Below are 15813 nucleotides of genomic sequence, written 5' to 3'. Positions count from 1 at the left end.
CGGCACGGACAGTACGCACCTCGGCGGGAGGCCGGAAGTTGCTGATCAACAATTTCGCGCAAGAGGGCGGCGACCAGGATCGCAAGAAGGTCGTGCTCGTCGAGATTCCCAGCTACGAGAACATCCTGCCGCTCGCGTCCGGTTACATCCAGGCGTGCGCACAGGAGGACGAGGGAGTGGCGGCGACGCATTCCTTCGAAATCTTCTCCTACCCGGTGAAGGACGACCGGCACAAGCTGCTAGAAGAGCTGGTCGGGAAGTACGCGGACATCTACACGTTCAGTTGCTACATCTGGAACATGAAGCTGATCCGCTGGGTGCTGAAGGAGTTGCGGGAGCGGCAGCCGAACGCCCATTACCTGCTCGGCGGCCCGCAGGTGATGAACCATGCAGCCACCTACCTGGCGGATGCGCCGGAGAACGTGTACGTGTGCAACGGCGAGGGGGAGCGAACGTCGGTGGAGCTGTTCAGGCAGCTCAACAGCGCGGCTCCCGACCTGCGCCAGGTCCCCGGGCTCAGCTTCTGGTCCGGCGGCGAACTCGTCACGACCGAACCCGCGCCGCGGATCGGCGATCTCATGGAGATTCCTTCGCCTTTTCTCACCGGCGTCTTCGATGGTTACGAGTTCAGTCTCGGGATCCTGGAGACCAACCGCGGGTGCCCGTTCCGCTGCAGTTTCTGCTACTGGGGCGCGCGCACCAACTCGAAGGTGATCAAGTTCGAGGAGGACCGGATCAGGGACGAGCTGACCTGGATCAGCGACAACGGGTTCTCCGGCCTCTTCATCGCCGACGCGAACTGGGGGCAGTCACCCCGTGATGTGGCGATGACCGAGCACATCGTCGAGCTCAAAAGGGAAAACGGCTACCCGCTGGTCGTATACATGGCGGCGGCCAAGAACCGGCCGGAGCGCATGGCGCAGATCACCGAGATCTTCGTGCGGGGCGGCCTCATGGTGACCCAGCCGATTTCGCTCCAGACGCTGAACCCCGTGGCGCTCAAGCTCGTCGAGCGGGACAACATTCGCGAGGAGACCTACGTCGAGTTGCAGCGCACGCTGCGGGAAAAGCAGATCAGTTCCTATGTGGAACTGATCTGGCCACTGCCGGGGGAAACCTTCGAGTCCTTCAAGGACGGGTTGACGAAGCTGTGCCGCTCCTATGCCGACACCGTCATCGTCTACCCGGAGCTTCTCCTGAACAACACGCCCATGTACCTGCAGCGGGAACTCTACGGCCTGGTCACGGAACCGGTCCCGAGCGACGTGTCCGAGGCGGAGGTCGTCGTCGGCACGAACTGGGTGTCCAGGGAGGCGTGCTTCGACGGGTACTGGCTGTACAACGCGATGCACACCGTGTACAACATGCGGGGTCTGTTCCTGCTCTCCGGCTACCTCGACGAGGTCGGCATCCTCTCCTACGGCGATTTGTTCGCGAGCGTCGCGCGTTACTTCGAACAGCGGACCGATTCCGAGGTGCTCCAGCTCTTCACCAAGTCCTTGGCCCACCTGGCCAACTACGACGTGCTCGTCAGCGGCAAGATCGGGCACATGATCCTCAGCACCCACCGTGAGGAATTCGACGCGTTGCTGGCCGCCTATGTCCGGTCCCAAGAGTGGTGGTCCGACCCGCTGGCCCGGCAGGCGTTCGAAATGGACCTGCTCGCCCGGCCTTACATCTACCGTGAACCGGTGCGGGTGCCGGACTACGAATTCACCGAGTGCACCGTGCACGGCCTGGGCGACGCCGAGAGTTTCCTCGTGGAGGTCCCCGCCGAGCTGGCCGGGTTGCTGGTGGCGCGCGAGGTGCTCGACGCCGGCGTGCTGGGTGACGCGGCGTCGGGCCGGGTCACGCTGCGCATCAACCACCATGCCCGGCAGAAGATGCCCTACATGCCGCAGCGGAGCCTCGAGCACAACGCCAACTACTGCCACGGCACCGTCCTGCGCTTCCGCGAGATCCTGCCCTTCGTCGAGGTTCACTCACCCGAGGTGGTCGCGACGCGCTGATCCGGCGATCGCACCCCGGCGGCCAGAAAGGAGCCGCGCGTTCTCCGGCCGCCACGCGACAGGCGACCTTCCACCGTGTCGTCGGCCCCACCCGCGGGATCGGGTCAGCGGCTGCTGGCGGTGATGGTGCCTTCGGTGGTGGTGGCGTGGATGTCGAGTTCGGCGGCGGTGCCGTCGTTCCTGAGGGAGTTCTTGATGCGGCCCCCGCCGCCGGCGTCGAGGGTGGCCATGACCCCGGCAGCGGCGCTGACGGAGATGTCGCCGGACAGGGCGTGCAGCACCACCTTGCCGCGCACGGCCTCGCCGATCCGGATGTTGCCCTGCAGCGTGCTGATCTCCGCGGGCCCGCCCAGCCTGCCGACCTCGATGTCGCCGTCCACCACGGTGATGTGGACGCTCGCGGCCTCGTCGATGGTGACCGGGGCTTGCACGCCCTCGAACTTGACGTCGCCGAGCCGTCCGACGGTTCGGAACTCGGTACTGGCCGCCTGCGCGTCGACCCGGGAACCGGTGGGCAAGTGGACCCTCACCTTGACGGAGCCGGAACCGGAACCGCCGCCGAGCAGTCCGGTCGACTGCCAGCGAATCCGCAGGGCGCCATCGCCGTAGTCGACCTTGATCTGCTCGGCCACTTTCACATCGTCGCTCTTCGCGCCGTCCGCGGGCAGGACCTCGACCGCGGTGTCGGCCCGGTCGGTGGCGACGAACTCGATCCGCCCCGCGACGATTTCGACGAGGGCGGAGATCGGGGCTGGGGTATCGAATGTCTGCATCGTGCTCCTTGTCCTGACGGGAACGGCGGAGGGTTCATAATATTGCATAATAGGTATGAGAACTCAAGAATTCGGCGTTGACAGCTTAAGAAAATCAAGGAAGCATGGCGTCGTACCGCGTTGGGAGTGGAGGGGTCGAGGTGGACTGGCAGGAGCTGACGGACCTGACGCGCGGTCAGCCGTTCGTGGTCGAGCGGGTCCGCATCGTCAGCAGTGGGGTGGCGATAGAGGCTCCGTTCGAGCCGCCGCAACTGGCCAAGCTCAGCGTCGACGACCAGGTGTTCGTCACCGCCTTCGTGCGTTCGCACGGTTCGATCAAGGAGATGGAGCGGGTCTTCGGGGTGAGCTACCCGACGGTCAAGGCCCGGCTGAACCGGATCGCCGAGCAGCTCGACTTCGTCGACACGGATCCGGCGCCGACCGGCGCGGACGTCGTCGACCGGCTGCGGCGGGGGGAGATCAGTGCCCGGGAGGCGCTGGACGAGCTGGAGAGGTCCCGATGATCCCGCAGCTGGTGACCTACCGCCAACGCCGTTCCGATGGCCGCTGGCTGCGGCTGTACATCCCCGTCGTACCGGTCGTCCTGGTGCTGTCGCCACTGCTGCTGCTCGGCGTGCTGGCCGGACTGGTCGCCTGCCTCGTCACCGGGGTGAACCCGGTTGGCGCGCTGCGTGGTCTCGGGCAGTTCGTGTGGGCGCTGCCCGGCACCCGGTTCGAGATCGAGGATGGCCGCACGGCTGTGCTGGTCAGCATCAGATGAGTCGCGAAGGAGGGCAATGATGAACGAGCAGCGCCGCCAGGTCCTGCAGATGCTGGCCGATGGCAAGCTCGCCGCCGACGAGGCCGAGCGGCTGATCGATGCCCTTGACCGGGAACGGCCGGTGTCGACGCCGAAGGGCACCACCCGGCCCAAGTACCTGCGCGTGGTGGCGGTGGACACCTCCGGGGACAGCGGGCCGAGCCGGGTCAACATCCGGATCCCGCTCCAGCTGTTGCGTGCCGGGGTCCGCCTCGCGAGCCTCATCCCGCCGGAGGCACTCGTCAAGATCAACAAGGCCTTGGAACGGTCGGGAACACCGATCGACCTGACCGAGCTCAAGCCGCAGAACATCGGGGAGTTCATCGAGCAACTCGGCGAGGTCGACATCGACGTCGACGACGCCGACAGCAGGGTGCAAGTGTTCTGCGAGTGACCAGCGAAGACTCCGCTATCTCCACAACTACACAGCAGAAAGGGCCGTCCGAATGACAGCACAGCATGCGATCCGCGTGCAGGGCCTGGAGAAATCGTACAAGCGGTTGCAGGTGCTGCGCGGCGTGGACTTCGACGTGGCGCGGGGCAGCATCTTCGCCCTTCTCGGCCCGAACGGGGCGGGCAAGACCACGACCATCAAGATCATGTCCACGCTGCTCAAGGCCGACGCGGGTACCGTCACCATCAACGGCTTCGATGTCGTCAAGCAGGCTGGGGAGGTACGGGAGTCCATCAGCCTGACCGGGCAGTTCGCGGCCGTCGACGAGATCCTGACCGGGCGCGAGAACATCGTGCTGGTCGCCGAATTGCGGCATCTCAAGGCCCCGGGAAAGATCGCGGATGATCTGCTTGGCCGTTTTTCGCTGATCGACGCGGCAGGGCGGAGGGTTTCGACGTATTCCGGTGGCATGCGCCGCCGTCTCGACATCGCGATGAGCCTGGTCGGGGAGCCGCCGGTCATCTTCCTCGACGAGCCGACGGCCGGGCTCGATCCCCAGGCGCGCAACGAGGTGTGGCAGTCGGTCAAGGAGCTCGCCGAGCGCGGCACGACGGTGCTGCTCACGACGCAGTACCTGGAGGAGGCCGAAAAGCTGGCCGACCGGATCGCGATCCTGCACGGGGGCCGGATCATCGTGAACGGCACCCTCGCCGAGCTCGGGCAAGTGCTCCCGCCCACCCAGGTCGAATACGTCGAGAAGAAGCCGACCCTCGATGACATCTTCCTCGCCATCGTCGGCCGCGACAGCGATGACAGTGCCGTCGATGAGCGCAGCGTCAGCTCGACGAGAAAGGAAAGCTGATGGCCAAGAGTCTTCTCGGCGACACGACCGTCCTGCTGCGTCGATCCCTGCGCCACATCATGCGCAGCCCGGACACCATCATCACGACCGCGGTCATGCCGATCGCGATCATGCTGATGTTCGTCTACGTGTTCGGTGGCGCGATCGAAACGGGGTCGGAGTCGTATGTGAACTTCATGTTGCCCGGTATTCTGCTCATCACCATCGCTTCGGGCATCTCGTACACCGCGTACCGGATCTACGGGGAGATGTCGAGCGGCATTTTCGAGCGACTCCAGTCTCTGCCGATCGTGCGATCGTCCGTGCTGTGGGCCCACGTGCTGACCTCGCTGATCGCCAATCTGATCTCGCTCGTGCTCGTCGTGGGTGTCGCCCTCCTCATGGGCTTCCGCTCGGGGGCGAGCTTTCTGGACTGGCTCGCGGTCGCCGGCGTGCTGCTCCTGTTCACCCTGACCCTGACGTGGATCGCCGTCATTCCCGGCCTTTCCGCGAATTCCCCGGACGGCGCGGGCGCATTCTCCTTCCCGCTCATCTTCCTGCCGTTCGTCAGTTCGGCATTCGTGCCCACCGAAACAATGCCCGGCCCGGTGCGCGCCTTCGCCGAGAACCAGCCGATGACCTCCATCGTCAACACGATTCGCGACCTGTTCGCCCAGAACCCGGTCGGCAACGACATCTGGGTCGCCCTCGCCTGGTGCGTGGGCATCCTCATCGTCGCCTACGCCTTCGCCAGGGTCGTCTACCACCGCAAAATCGCCTGAACGGCGCGCCCCTCACCCCATCACTTCCGACGAACAATCACCGGAGAACTGATCACCCCTCGTGACGGCATGGGTACAGGCCTGCGTTTCCTGTGCCCATGCCGTTCCTTCGACCCAGGATTCACCTGCACCGTGAAGATCAGCTCACCTTGCTACTCGGGGATGGGGTCAGAGTCCTGAGCGCTGCTGTCACCAGGATCTGCTCGGCCCATGCCTCCACCTCGAGGCCGAGTTTGCTCGCCGCCTCGTGGCAGGACTCGAGACTTTCCGCCGCGATCGAGACTCTGAGCAGCACGGTTTCCTCGGGTGAAAGCGCAGCGGTACCTTCGCTGGATTGACTTCTACCTCGTTCCAGTTCGTTGTCATTGGTTCGTTCCAGCATGCTCGTCTTCACCTCGCGACGCAGGCGTTTGGCCGACCATGCGTTCTCCTCGGCCTTGCGCAGCCAGAAGTCCTGTTCGGGTTCCGTGAGGCCTGCCACCTCGGCATGATGGGTGAAGCTGAGCGTGTCCCGGCGGCGAGACAGGGGAAAGCTCCGCGCCACCCACGCGTGATTCCGCAGAGTCTGGTAATCCAGTGACGTGAGCGTGATCGCGTCTTTGTAGCGGCCGTTGAAACTGGCCTCTCCGTACAGGAGCCAGTCGCCAAGGCACCACGCCGACGAGGAATAAATGCCGGACAGGTAGCTGCCGAGCCCCATCCAGTTATCGAATGATATCCTCTTCGGGAGGAGCAGTCCTTGCCTGGTGACAAAGGACGAAATGTCGTAGGCTGCGCTTTTGTTCCGTCTCAAGGAAGGTAGCTTACCCGTTTGCCGATCTGGCAGACCCCCAGTCATCCCAACTCCTCGCACGTAGATTTACTCGGTTTATCGTTGGGGCGTGAGCTAAGCGCGCCTCAGCCTGCCATAACCCCGACACCGGCGGTAGCCGCAGGTACGCTTGCGGCCGGACCTATTGACTATCCGGCCACGCCTGTCGCTGTCGGTCTATCCGCCACCTGCCGGATGGCTATTCAAGATCGTCGCTCAGTCTCCCGCTTTCGCGGATTGCGCGGTGATCTTCGGTTAATGCGCAACTAGTCCATACGGAAGCGGTTGTTGGTCTACTCGGCGCGTGCCGCGCGGACCGGCGAACCCTGATTCCCGGACGCTGTCGGCGAGTGCGGCGGGGGTGGGGTGGCGGTAGAGGTCGCGCAGCGCGAGCGAGCCGTGACCCGCCTTGCGCAGCGCCGTCAGCAGGCGCACCGCGAGCAGCGAGTTGCCGCCCAGTTCGTCGAAGAAGTGCGAGTGCTCGTGCAGATCGCCGCGCAGGACGGACCGCCACAGTGCGACCATCGCGCCGACGGGGGAGTCGGGGCGGGCGGCCGATCCGGCGGGGGCGGCAGCGCTGGGTAGTGCCCCGCGGTCGAGCTTCCCGTTGCCGGTCAACGGGAGAACGGGAAGTGGCACGAGATCGGCCGGAAGCATGTAGTCCGGCAGCACGGCGGCGATCCGGTGCCGGACCGCCCGGGGTTCCGCACCGGCGCGCAGCACGACGTAGGCCACGATGCGCGCGTACTCGGCGCCGCGCTCGCGGTCGAGCACGATCACGGCCGCGTCGGTCACGTCCTGGTCCTCGAGCAGCACGGAGCGGATTTCGCCGAGCTCGACGCGGTGACCGCGGATCTTCACCTGGTCGTCGAGCCTGCCGAGGTGATCGAGCGTGCCGTCCCGGTTCAGCCGGCCGAGGTCGCCACTGCGGTAGAGCCGCTCGCCGCCGACGTCGACGAAGCGTGCCGAGGTCAGCTCGGGGCGGTGGAGGTAGCCGTGGGCGAGGCCCGCGCCGCCGACGTAGATCTCCCCGACCGCGCCGACGGGGAGCGGCCGCCCCCTGCTGTCGCGCACCGACACCGTCCAGCCCGGCAGCGGCCGGCCGACGCAGTGCGTTCTCGGGTGGCGCGCGTCGACGTCGTGGCTGGTGACGTGCACGGTCGTCTCGGTGATGCCGTACATGTTGACCAAGCGGGTGGCCGGCCGGTCCCGCAGCCAGCCGACGACCGCGTGCGGGTCGAGCGCCTCGCCACCGAAGACCACCAGCCGGGGTGCGGGCCCCGCGAACCCCGAGAGCGCGGCGAACGCCGACGGGGTCTGGCTGAGCACGCTCACCTGTTCGCGGACGAGCAAGTCGGCGAACTCCTCCGGCGACCGGGCCGTCAGTGCGGGCACGACGACCAGCCGGCCACCGGTGAGCAGGCAGCCCCAGACCTCCCAGACCGAGAAGTCGAAGGCGGCCGAGTGGACGAAGGTCCAGCTGTCGGCGGGCCCGAGGCCGAGGTCGTCCTCGGTGGCGGTGACCAGGGCCAGGACGTTGCGGTGCGGGACCACCACGCCCTTGGGCTTGCCGGTGGTGCCCGAGGTGTACACGACGTAGGCGGGTGAGTCCGGTGACCGGGCGGGCAGTTCGGCGTCCGATGCGACGTCGAGGTCCTTCGGCCGGAGGGGGTGCTCCGCCGGGAAACCGGAGATGCCGGTCACCACCAGCGCCGCGCCGGAATCCGCCGCCGCGTGGCGCAGGCGCTCGTCGGGTGACTGGACGTCCATCGGGACGTAGGCCGCGCCCGCCTTGAGGACGGCGAGCAGGGCGACCACGAGGTCGACGGTGCGTTTGAGGCACACGCCCACGTACCCGCCCGTCGCGCCGCGGTCGACGAGGACCCTGGCCCACGCGGTGGACCGCGCGTCGAGTTCGCGGTAAGTCAGGCGCCGGGTCGCGTCGCACACCGCGACGGCGTCCGGGTCGCGTGCCACGACGCGCCGGAACGCTTCGTGGATGGTCTCCGCGCCGGCCGGCCCGGGAACCGGTCCCCGGCCGAGCGCGACCACCCGCGCGGCCTCCGCGTGGTCGAGCAGGTCGAGGTCGCCCACCACACGTCCCCCTGGCGCGGCCAGCGCCGCGGCCACACGGGCGGCGTGCCGGGCGAAGTCCTCAGCCAGGTCCGGCGTGAGCCCGTGCTCGTCGTGCGCGTGGCCGCCTGCCGTGGCGCCGGCCGGGAACGGGACGTAGTCCTCGGCGTCGGGCTGCCCCGCCAGCACCACGCAGGGCGGGGGATCGGTGCCGACCGCGCCGGCCAGCGCACCGGCGACCGCGTCGAGAAAGTCCGCCACCGGCTGGCCGTCGTCGACGTCGACGGCCAGTGCCGCGCCCGGCGTGCCGACTCGCACCGAGCGCGTGTGCGTGTACCGCGACAGGGCGATGGCCGCGGCCGCGACGGGCACCACGGGAGCGGGCGGGGCCGTGCCGGTGCCGCCACCCGCGCACCGGTGCGCCTCGGCACGCAGCCCGGCGTGGTCGAGCGCCTTCCTGGCCGCCACCACGACGAGGTCCGCGGTGGCATCGGCGTAGGTGGTCAGCACGGTGCGCACCGGCGGACCGCCGGGGTCGACGGGGCGGCGGGCCTCGCGGTACGGCAGCAGCCGGGCGGTCTCCGCGTCGTGGTGGGCGTCGATGTGCTGGTGCCACTGGACGGCGGCCCGTGCGGCGGCGATCCGCGCCGGGTCGGTCAGGCGCAGGACGAGGCCGTGGTGCAGCTCGCCGTGTGTGGTGCGCGTCGTTCCGTCGGGTGCCGGTGTCATCGGGCGGTGAACCCGCCGTCGACCGTGACCGTGGTGCCGGTGACGTGGCTGGAGTCGTCGCTGGCCAGCCACAGCGCCGCACCGGCCACCTCGGCGGGCTCGACCAGCGCGTTGGTGGGCTGGGCGACGACGAACGCCTGCTCGTGTTCGTCGACGTCGACGTCGAGGCTGCGGGCGATCTCGCCCAGCATCCGGCCGTCGACCGCCGGCGTGTCCCGTACCGAGCCGGGACACAGGGCGTTGACCCGGACGCGGGCTGGTGCGAGGTCCAGCGCGGCGGCCTTCGTGAGTCCGACGAGACCGTGCTTGGCCGCGACGTAGGCGGCGAAGTGCCGGTAGCCCACCAGACCGGCGGTGGAGGCGACGTTGATGATGCTGCCGGTGCGGCGCGCGAGCATGCCGGGCGCGACCGCCCGGATCACCCGCCACGCCCCGGACAGGTCGACGTCCAGCATCAGTGCCCACTCGTCCTCGCTCATGCCGTGCACGGGTTTGCCCGCGGGCGCGGCGATGCCGGCGTTGTTGACCAGCACGTCGATGCGGCCGAACCGGTCGAGCGCCCGGCGGACGGCCGCGTCGACGTCGGCGCGGTCCCGCACGTCGGCCAGCACGCCCAGCGTCGCGGCACCCGCCTGGCGGCACAGCGCCTCGGTTCGGGTGAGCTGGGCTGTCGTGGCCAGCGGGTAGGGCACGCCGGGGACGTCCCCGCCGATGTCGACGAGGACGAGATCCGCACCTTCTTCCGCGAACCGCACGGCGCACTCGCGGCCCAGCCCGCGCCCGGCACCGGTGACGAGGGCCGTTCTGCCGTTCAGCCGCACGACGAGTCCAGCGTGCTCGCGATGACGCCCATGACGGCCTCCGGGTCCTCGGTGAGGTACATGTGGCCACCCGGCAGCTCGGCGTAGGTGAACGAGCCGCTCGTCGCTTCCGCCCACGCCATCGCGTCCTCCCGGGACACCAGCGTGTCCTCGACGCCACGCAGGCAGGTGATGGGTGCGTCGATCGGATGGGGCGACACCGGTTTGTACGACTCGTGCATCGCCACGTCGGCCCGCAGTGTGGGCAGCAGCAGCTCGCGGAACTCGGCAACGTCGAACGCCGGGTGCCGGTAGCCGGCGAGCTCCTCGACCCTGGCGAGGAACTCGCCGGTGTCGAGGTCGGCCGAGCGGGCCGCCCTGCCGCGTGCCGGTGCGGGCGACCCGCTGACGAACACGTGCGACATGGTGATCTCCGTGCGTTCCTCGACGGCGCGCGCCAGCTCGAACGCCAGCACCGCGCCGAGGCTGTGGCCGAAGACCGCGACCGGACGGCGTCCGGCCGCGGCGTTCCGCAGCGCCGTGCCGCGCAGCATCGCCTCCACCGCGGACCGCACATCGCGATGCGGCGGCTCGTCGGTGCGCTCCTCACGCCCTGGCAACTGCACGGGCAGCAGGTCGACCCCGGTGGGTGCCACCTCCTGCCAGGTGCGGAAGAACCCGGCGCCCGCCCCGGCGTAGGGCAGGCACACCACGGGATCGCTCATGCGGTACCGCCTCCGGTCATGCCCGGGTGACCGACTCCGGCCACCCCTTCGGCTCATCCACGCGGGATCAGCGGGGAGGTCGTGGCGTCCTCCCGACCCGACGATCTCGCCGAGGCCGGAGAACGGGTCCGCGGCGAGCGCGGTCCGCTCGTCTGCGCCGAACGCATCGTAGAACGGCACGGACAACAGGGTCTAGATCGTGCAGCCACACCGGAACTCGCCCACCTTGTCCAGCCGCGCGTCCTTCCTAGCGAGGCTGCGCCGTACCGCACGCACCGGGCTGCTCGGCACGGAAGGACGGCATGATCGTGTAGCAGCCGTACTCCAGCGGAAACCGCGTCGAGTCCGCGAGGCAGGTGTCGACGCCGTCCGGCGTTTCGTGGTGGCTGGCCGCGCCGTGCGGGGCGCTCCCGTGCGGCGTCGGCCCGGTCCGTCCACTGTGCTGAGACGGCGCAAAACCGAAAAGTCCACTGAGGACAATCGCGTCGGGCCTGCAACTTGGCGTATGAAATAACGCCAGGACCCTGCCACTGTACGCGTCGGAAGCACGATGAACTGCCAGGTGCTGGGTCGATGCAGACCCGGACGACAGGGCGGAGGTGTACCACCAGCCTCACTTCTCCGCCCGGCCGATCCCGGTGCTGGTGCCGATCGGACTGTCCGTGCTGTTCGTCCCCCTGGGCATCTTCGCGGCCGCGACGAGCAAGGGCGAAGGCCTGGCCGCGATCCGCGCACTCGGCGCCATGATCGTCGGCCTGCCCCTGCGTCCTTCCTATGTGGACTTACCATAGCGGCCGGCGTTCGATGTGCTGCCCTCGTTCTGGCCTCCCGTAGCCTTCCTCGCGGTAGCCGACGGCGTGAGCTGGTGGCCCACCACGCACTGGTCATCAGCCCCCTCTACCGCCGATTCACCCGCGCCAACGAAGAGTGTCGATCGAGGCTTGACCACACGCGTCGCTGTCAGTCGTTATGGCCCGAGGGGTTTGTTGCTGAGTCTGGTTGAATCAGTCAATGGTGATGATGCCACGTCCAGTCGAAGGGCGAGATCGAATAGCTACGGTGTGTAGTTTCCCGTGTGAGCGTGAGGCTGGCCGGTAGGCTCGGCCTCGGTGCGCCCTCCCCCTGGTGATCAGGAGTGGGTGACAGTGAGTTCTGCCGTCTTGTCGACGGTGCTCCCCGGGTACGTGCGTGCTGATGCGGGGACGGTCTCTCCGAGAGGGGGAGTCGAGTCGTGTGCCGGACGGGGTCCCGGTGTGGGGGATGTCGGCGGCGCCGGTTCCGTTGTTGTCGTTCGACACCGCAATCATGGAGGCCACGGGCCGGGTGCGTAACCGCGGCGTGCTGGTCGCGTCGGGCTGCGGTGTGGGGAAGCGTTTGCGGGCGACGGTGGTGGGCCGGTCGGTGGTGATCTAACGGGATCGCCATTGGTCGATGCGGTTGTCGGCGTCGTTGACGCTGTGATGGACGGCGCCGCAGCATGGCCTGTATCCCTGCCGTCATGCGACGGGTCTCCGCGCCGCGGGCGGCACCTCGGCTCTCGCCATGCGTCCGCTGGCCGGCGTTACCAGACCGACCCGGACATAGCCCGTCTCGTCCCACACGTCCGGTAAGCCGTTCGAGAATCCTCCGGGGTCAGCTCGGCGCTGCACGTCGCCCCTTCGGTCTGGCCGAGGATGAACCGGCTCACCTGCGCGCCGGCGGCGGCGATGATCTCGCCGGTGAGCGTGCACGAGGAGTGCGCCAACGACCAGTACCGGCGGCGCCTGCTCCGGCCGGAAATCGCGTTCGAGGACCTCGCGGCGTTCCGGGCTGACGTGGGGCACCCTGGCGTGGAACGGCGTCCAGGCAGTGGGCGAGATCGCGTTGACGATGCGGCCGTAGCCCTGCGCGGCGAGGTGCGGCCAGGGCTGCCTTTTGATCCGCCAGTGCCACGGAGAGAGAGCATCTGCTCGAACTCGTCGTCCGGATACTCGGCGAACTTGTGGAACTGCACGATTCCCGCGTTGTTGACGACGATCTCGATCACGGCTGTATGCTTCCAGCGCCGTGACGATCACGGCCTCCGTCCCGGCCTTGGTGCCGATGTCCGAGGGTGTCCGCGACCGCCGAACCGCCAGCCGCGGTGATCGACTCCGCGACCTCGGCGGCGACGGGCGGCTGGTCTTCGGTGCCAGGACGGATGCGGTTGTCGACCGCGACGCCGCGCTCGGCGAGCGCCATGGCGTAGGCCTGGCCGAGACCACGACGCGCGCCGGTCACCACGGCGACCTGGCCCATCCAGACGCAGCTGTGGCGCCACCGTGACCTACTCGTCCAGCATCGTTCCGCCCAACGTTTACTGAACAGGTGCGGGGTTGAAGTGCGGCAGCGCGGTGTGGCCGGCATCGATGGGGAGCTCGATCCCAGTCACGTCCTTCGCTTCGTCTGAGAGCAGATAGAGCACCGCATTGCTGACATTGACAGGGTCGAGTGGGCCGCGACCTTTGAGGACCCCGTAATAGGGAGCGGCGGCGAGGCGGTCAGCATCGGTGCCACCCGGCTTTCCCGCAAGAAAGTCATAGGCGCCTTGCCATTTGTGAATCGGGGTGCTGATGAAGCCGGGCAGGATGGCGTTGCAGCGAATGTTGAACGGCCCGCCTTCCATCGCGGTTGTTTTCATCACGCCGAGCACACCGAACTTGGCAGCGCAGTAGTTGATCGCGCCGGGGAGGCCTTCGATTCCATTAATCGACGAGATCAGCACTATCGAGCCGGTTTCGCGTTCCCTCATGTGTGGGAACACCGCCTTCACGCTGTGCCAGGTGCCGGTCAAATTGACGTCAATCGTCTCCTGCCACTGGTCGTCACTCATCTCCCAGCTCGGTGCGAGGGTCCAAATCCCGGCGTTCGCGACGAGCTGGTCAAGCCGGCCGAACTCGGAGATCGCCGTCTCGACCGCACGATCGAGGTCAGCCTGCGACCGGACATCACCCTCGACCACGACGGCCCGCCGACCAAGCTTTTCGACCTCGGCTGCGACTTGGTCCAGTTCCTCTCGCGTGCCGAGTCCATAAGGGACGGTGGGCAGCTCGCCTGGACAGTCGAAGATGACCAGATCCGCTCCTTCGCGGGCAAGCGTCACCGCGTGGGAAGCACCCATTCCCCGCGCGGCGCCGGTGACCAGCGCGACCTTGCCTTCAACTCTTCCCATCGTCGTTCCTCCTCGATCCTCAAACTTGCTGCGTGATCGCGAACGTCACTTCTCGCAGTAGCCGAGATCGACCCGCATCTGCATCCCGGTGACGTACCGCGACTCCTCGGATGCCAGGAACAGCACCATGTTCGAGATGTCGCGTGGCTGCACCCAGCGCTCCGGCAACGTGTGGAGTGCCTTGAACACCTCGCCGAAATCGTCCTTGCCCGGGTTGTCCAGGTCGGGCCGGAACAGCCGGTACATCGTTTCGTTCGCGATCATCGGCGTGTCCACCGAGGTCGGATGCACGGTGTTGACCCGAATCCGGTCCGGCCCGAACTCGACGGCCCACGCCTTCATCAGGCCGACCACGCCGTGCTTCGCGGCCGTGTAGTGCGCCAGGGTGGGAAAGCCTTTGATACCAGCGGTGGAACTGGTCATGACGATCGAGCCGCCCTGCCCGCGCTCCTTCATCCGGGGGACGATCGCGCGCACGGTGTTCCACACGCCGGTCAGGTTGACGTCGATCATGTCCTGCCACACCCGCGGCGACATCGCCTCACTCGGCTCGGTGCTGAAGATGCCCGCGTTGGCAACCACCACGTCGATCGGCCCGACCTCCGCCTCACCGCGCCGTACCACGGCCTCCAGTTGCGCGAGGTCGCGCACGTCGGCCGCCTCGGTGTGGATACGTCGGTCGAACGCCTCGACCTCCTTGGCCGTCTGCGTCAGGTCCGCCGCGTTACCCATCGCGTAGGGCACACTGTCGATCTGACCGCACAGATCGACAGCGATGATGTCGGCCCCCTCTTCGGCGAGCCGGATCGCATGCGCACGCCCCTGCCCGCGGGCAGCACCCGTGACCAACGCGACCTTGCCACTCACCCGTCCCATAAAACCTCCTCGTCGAGGTGGACCGATCGAGAGCAAGCTACCAAACAGCTGATTGGTGAATCAACCACAGGTCGGTGTTTAGAGGGTAAACGTGGCACTATCGGTCGGTTGGCCAAATGGGAAGGAGACGGAGGTGCAGGACCCCGGAACCTGGACGGAAGAACGGCACGGGCGGGTCGTCCTCGCTCGGTGGGCACGCCCGCCGATGAGCTACTTCACCGACGCGGGCCTTGCCGAGCTGTCGACTCTGCTGGACCGATGGGAAACCGAGGACGTGGGCGCGGTCGTCCTGGCCGGGGGCGTGCCGGGGCGATTCATCACGCATTTCGACGCCGACGAGATCCTCGCGACCCAGCGGACGATGGACCCGGTCACCGCGCCGGAACGCAGTGGCGTCGCCCAGGCGCTCACACTTCGCTTGCACGACTTGCCTTTCCCCGTTATCGCCGCACTCAACGGCGATGCGATGGGATGGGGCTTCGAACTCGCCCTTGCCTCCGACATCCGCATCGGCGAGCGCGGCGATTACCGCTACGGGCTCATCGAGGTGCGGCTGGGCATCGTGCCCGGCGCCGGTGGTCTCACCCGGCTGGCCCGGCTCGTCGGCACGGGTACGGCGCTGATGCTCGGGCTTGGCGCCAGGCCGGTGCGGCCCAAAGAAGCCGCTCGACTCGGCCTCGTCGAAGAACTGGCTGACGACGCCGTCGGGGCCGCGATGACCCATGCCAAGAGGATGGCCGCCATGCCTCGCACCGCCATCGCCATGGCCAAGCGGTTGGTGCATCGTGGCGCGGACCTGTCGCTGGCCGCCGCCCTCGACCACGACGCCGACTGCGCCTTCCGCGCCAAGCTCGGCGCCGACTCCGCCCCAGCACTAGGGTCCTATTTGGACGTCCCACCCGAGGAACGCCGCGACTGGCTCGAGGCCACACCGGTGACCAACCAATCGAACGGTTGACAAGAAGCGTCGTCAGCGCCACGCTGTCGCTGGACAGCCAGGAGCCGCAACCG

Annotated in this window: 18 protein-coding genes; 9 read left to right on the top strand and 9 right to left on the bottom strand. The window is 67.8% G+C overall.

Annotation, left to right across the window (positions count from 1 at the left end; all coding sequences use genetic code 11):
* Positions 1-38: 38 nt before the first annotated feature.
* Complete coding sequence (locus ABZ863_RS13955) at positions 39-2009, top strand: radical SAM protein (protein ID WP_358535046.1); 1971 nt, start codon at positions 39-41, stop codon at positions 2007-2009.
* 104 nt (positions 2010-2113) lie between these two features.
* On the opposite strand, the gene ABZ863_RS13950 is transcribed toward ABZ863_RS13955, so the two are convergent.
* The gene (locus tag ABZ863_RS13950; RefSeq protein ID WP_358535044.1) at positions 2114-2782 is read right to left on the bottom strand and encodes a hypothetical protein; all 669 of its coding nucleotides are present in this window, start codon (positions 2780-2782) and stop codon (positions 2114-2116) included.
* Between the two features lie 104 nt (positions 2783-2886).
* On the opposite strand from ABZ863_RS13950, the gene ABZ863_RS13945 reads away from it, so the two are divergent.
* The 5 genes from ABZ863_RS13945 to ABZ863_RS13925 are packed head-to-tail and all read left to right on the top strand — an operon-like array spanning position 2887 to position 5598.
* On the top strand, positions 2887-3285 hold the full coding sequence (locus ABZ863_RS13945) for a DUF2089 domain-containing protein (RefSeq protein ID WP_358535043.1): 399 nt from the start codon (positions 2887-2889) through the stop codon (positions 3283-3285).
* A complete protein-coding gene (locus tag ABZ863_RS13940; RefSeq protein WP_358535041.1) occupies positions 3282-3542 on the top strand; it encodes a hypothetical protein in 261 nt (86 codons plus the stop codon). Before ABZ863_RS13945 ends, ABZ863_RS13940 begins: the two co-directional genes overlap by 4 nt.
* A 19-nt stretch (positions 3543-3561) precedes the next feature.
* On the top strand, positions 3562-3975 hold the full coding sequence (locus ABZ863_RS13935) for a hypothetical protein (protein ID WP_358535039.1): 414 nt from the start codon (positions 3562-3564) through the stop codon (positions 3973-3975).
* Between the two features lie 52 nt (positions 3976-4027).
* Positions 4028-4837 carry an ATP-binding cassette domain-containing protein gene (locus ABZ863_RS13930; RefSeq protein ID WP_358535037.1) on the top strand — a complete coding sequence of 270 codons (810 nt, stop codon included), beginning with the start codon at positions 4028-4030 and terminating at the stop codon, positions 4835-4837.
* Positions 4837-5598, top strand: a complete 762-nt coding sequence (locus ABZ863_RS13925) for an ABC transporter permease (RefSeq protein ID WP_358535036.1) — start codon at positions 4837-4839, stop codon at positions 5596-5598. Before ABZ863_RS13930 ends, ABZ863_RS13925 begins: the two co-directional genes overlap by 1 nt.
* A gap of 139 nt (positions 5599-5737) precedes the next feature.
* Here ABZ863_RS13925 and ABZ863_RS13920 read toward each other — a convergent pair whose 3' ends face one another.
* The 4 genes from ABZ863_RS13920 to ABZ863_RS13905 all read right to left on the bottom strand — a co-directional run bounded on the left by ABZ863_RS13920 (position 5738) and on the right by ABZ863_RS13905 (position 10916).
* Complete coding sequence (locus tag ABZ863_RS13920) at positions 5738-6436, bottom strand: LmbU family transcriptional regulator (protein ID WP_358535034.1); 699 nt, start codon at positions 6434-6436, stop codon at positions 5738-5740.
* Between the two features lie 228 nt (positions 6437-6664).
* A complete protein-coding gene (locus ABZ863_RS13915; protein ID WP_358535032.1) occupies positions 6665-9211 on the bottom strand; it encodes a non-ribosomal peptide synthetase in 2547 nt (848 codons plus the stop codon).
* Entirely contained in the window at positions 9208-10032 is an 825-nt protein-coding gene (locus ABZ863_RS13910) for an SDR family oxidoreductase (protein WP_358535030.1), read from the bottom strand. Before ABZ863_RS13910 ends, ABZ863_RS13915 begins: the two co-directional genes overlap by 4 nt.
* The gene (locus tag ABZ863_RS13905; protein ID WP_358535029.1) at positions 10023-10916 is read right to left on the bottom strand and encodes an alpha/beta fold hydrolase; all 894 of its coding nucleotides are present in this window, start codon (positions 10914-10916) and stop codon (positions 10023-10025) included. The genes ABZ863_RS13910 and ABZ863_RS13905 overlap by 10 nt, the downstream gene beginning before the upstream one ends.
* Positions 10917-11335: 419 nt before the next feature.
* Between ABZ863_RS13905 and ABZ863_RS13900 the strand changes: the two genes are divergently transcribed.
* On the top strand, positions 11336-11527 hold the full coding sequence (locus ABZ863_RS13900; protein WP_358535028.1) for a hypothetical protein: 192 nt from the start codon (positions 11336-11338) through the stop codon (positions 11525-11527).
* A 442-nt stretch (positions 11528-11969) separates the two neighbouring features.
* On the top strand, positions 11970-12149 hold the full coding sequence (locus tag ABZ863_RS13895; protein WP_358535026.1) for a hypothetical protein: 180 nt from the start codon (positions 11970-11972) through the stop codon (positions 12147-12149).
* Between the two features lie 148 nt (positions 12150-12297).
* Here ABZ863_RS13895 and ABZ863_RS13890 read toward each other — a convergent pair whose 3' ends face one another.
* Genes ABZ863_RS13890 through ABZ863_RS13875 form a run of 4 tightly spaced genes read right to left on the bottom strand, consistent with a single transcriptional unit; the run spans position 12298 to position 14802 of the window.
* On the bottom strand, positions 12298-12762 hold the full coding sequence (locus tag ABZ863_RS13890) for a hypothetical protein (protein WP_358535024.1): 465 nt from the start codon (positions 12760-12762) through the stop codon (positions 12298-12300).
* On the bottom strand, positions 12759-13013 hold the full coding sequence (locus ABZ863_RS13885) for a hypothetical protein (protein WP_358535022.1): 255 nt from the start codon (positions 13011-13013) through the stop codon (positions 12759-12761). Before ABZ863_RS13885 ends, ABZ863_RS13890 begins: the two co-directional genes overlap by 4 nt.
* 58 nt (positions 13014-13071) lie before the next feature.
* Positions 13072-13926: a mycofactocin-coupled SDR family oxidoreductase gene (locus tag ABZ863_RS13880; protein WP_358535020.1), complete on the bottom strand. Its 855-nt coding sequence runs from the start codon at positions 13924-13926 to the stop codon at positions 13072-13074.
* A 45-nt stretch (positions 13927-13971) separates the two neighbouring features.
* Complete coding sequence (locus ABZ863_RS13875) at positions 13972-14802, bottom strand: mycofactocin-coupled SDR family oxidoreductase (RefSeq protein WP_358535018.1); 831 nt, start codon at positions 14800-14802, stop codon at positions 13972-13974.
* A gap of 133 nt (positions 14803-14935) precedes the next feature.
* On the opposite strand from ABZ863_RS13875, the gene ABZ863_RS13870 reads away from it, so the two are divergent.
* A complete protein-coding gene (locus ABZ863_RS13870) occupies positions 14936-15760 on the top strand; it encodes an enoyl-CoA hydratase/isomerase family protein (protein WP_358535016.1) in 825 nt (274 codons plus the stop codon).
* The last annotated feature ends 53 nt before the right edge of the window (positions 15761-15813 follow it).

The sequence above is a fragment of the Saccharomonospora sp. NPDC046836 genome, assembly GCF_040645195.1.
Lineage (GTDB): Bacteria > Actinomycetota > Actinomycetes > Mycobacteriales > Pseudonocardiaceae > Prauserella_A.
Note: the sequence above shows the minus strand (reverse complement) of the source record. Positions and strands in the feature narration are given on the sequence as shown.

Bases quoted from the DNA above. Each gene is read 5' to 3' on its own strand.
- ABZ863_RS13915 (WP_358535032.1), bottom strand. From the start codon at position 9,211: ATGACACCGGCACCCGACGGAACGACGCGCACCACACACGGCGAGCTG.
- ABZ863_RS13945 (WP_358535043.1), top strand. From the start codon at position 2,887: ATGGCGTCGTACCGCGTTGGGAGTGGAGGGGTCGAGGTGGACTGGCAG.
- ABZ863_RS13935 (WP_358535039.1), top strand. From the start codon at position 3,562: ATGAACGAGCAGCGCCGCCAGGTCCTGCAGATGCTGGCCGATGGCAAG.
- ABZ863_RS13885 (WP_358535022.1), bottom strand. From the start codon at position 13,013: ATGGGCCAGGTCGCCGTGGTGACCGGCGCGCGTCGTGGTCTCGGCCAG.
- ABZ863_RS13930 (WP_358535037.1), top strand. From the start codon at position 4,028: ATGACAGCACAGCATGCGATCCGCGTGCAGGGCCTGGAGAAATCGTAC.
- ABZ863_RS13880 (WP_358535020.1), bottom strand. From the start codon at position 13,926: ATGGGAAGAGTTGAAGGCAAGGTCGCGCTGGTCACCGGCGCCGCGCGG.
- ABZ863_RS13920 (WP_358535034.1), bottom strand. From the start codon at position 6,436: ATGACTGGGGGTCTGCCAGATCGGCAAACGGGTAAGCTACCTTCCTTG.
- ABZ863_RS13940 (WP_358535041.1), top strand. From the start codon at position 3,282: ATGATCCCGCAGCTGGTGACCTACCGCCAACGCCGTTCCGATGGCCGC.
- ABZ863_RS13925 (WP_358535036.1), top strand. From the start codon at position 4,837: ATGGCCAAGAGTCTTCTCGGCGACACGACCGTCCTGCTGCGTCGATCC.
- ABZ863_RS13875 (WP_358535018.1), bottom strand. From the start codon at position 14,802: ATGGGACGGGTGAGTGGCAAGGTCGCGTTGGTCACGGGTGCTGCCCGC.
- ABZ863_RS13950 (WP_358535044.1), bottom strand. From the start codon at position 2,782: ATGCAGACATTCGATACCCCAGCCCCGATCTCCGCCCTCGTCGAAATC.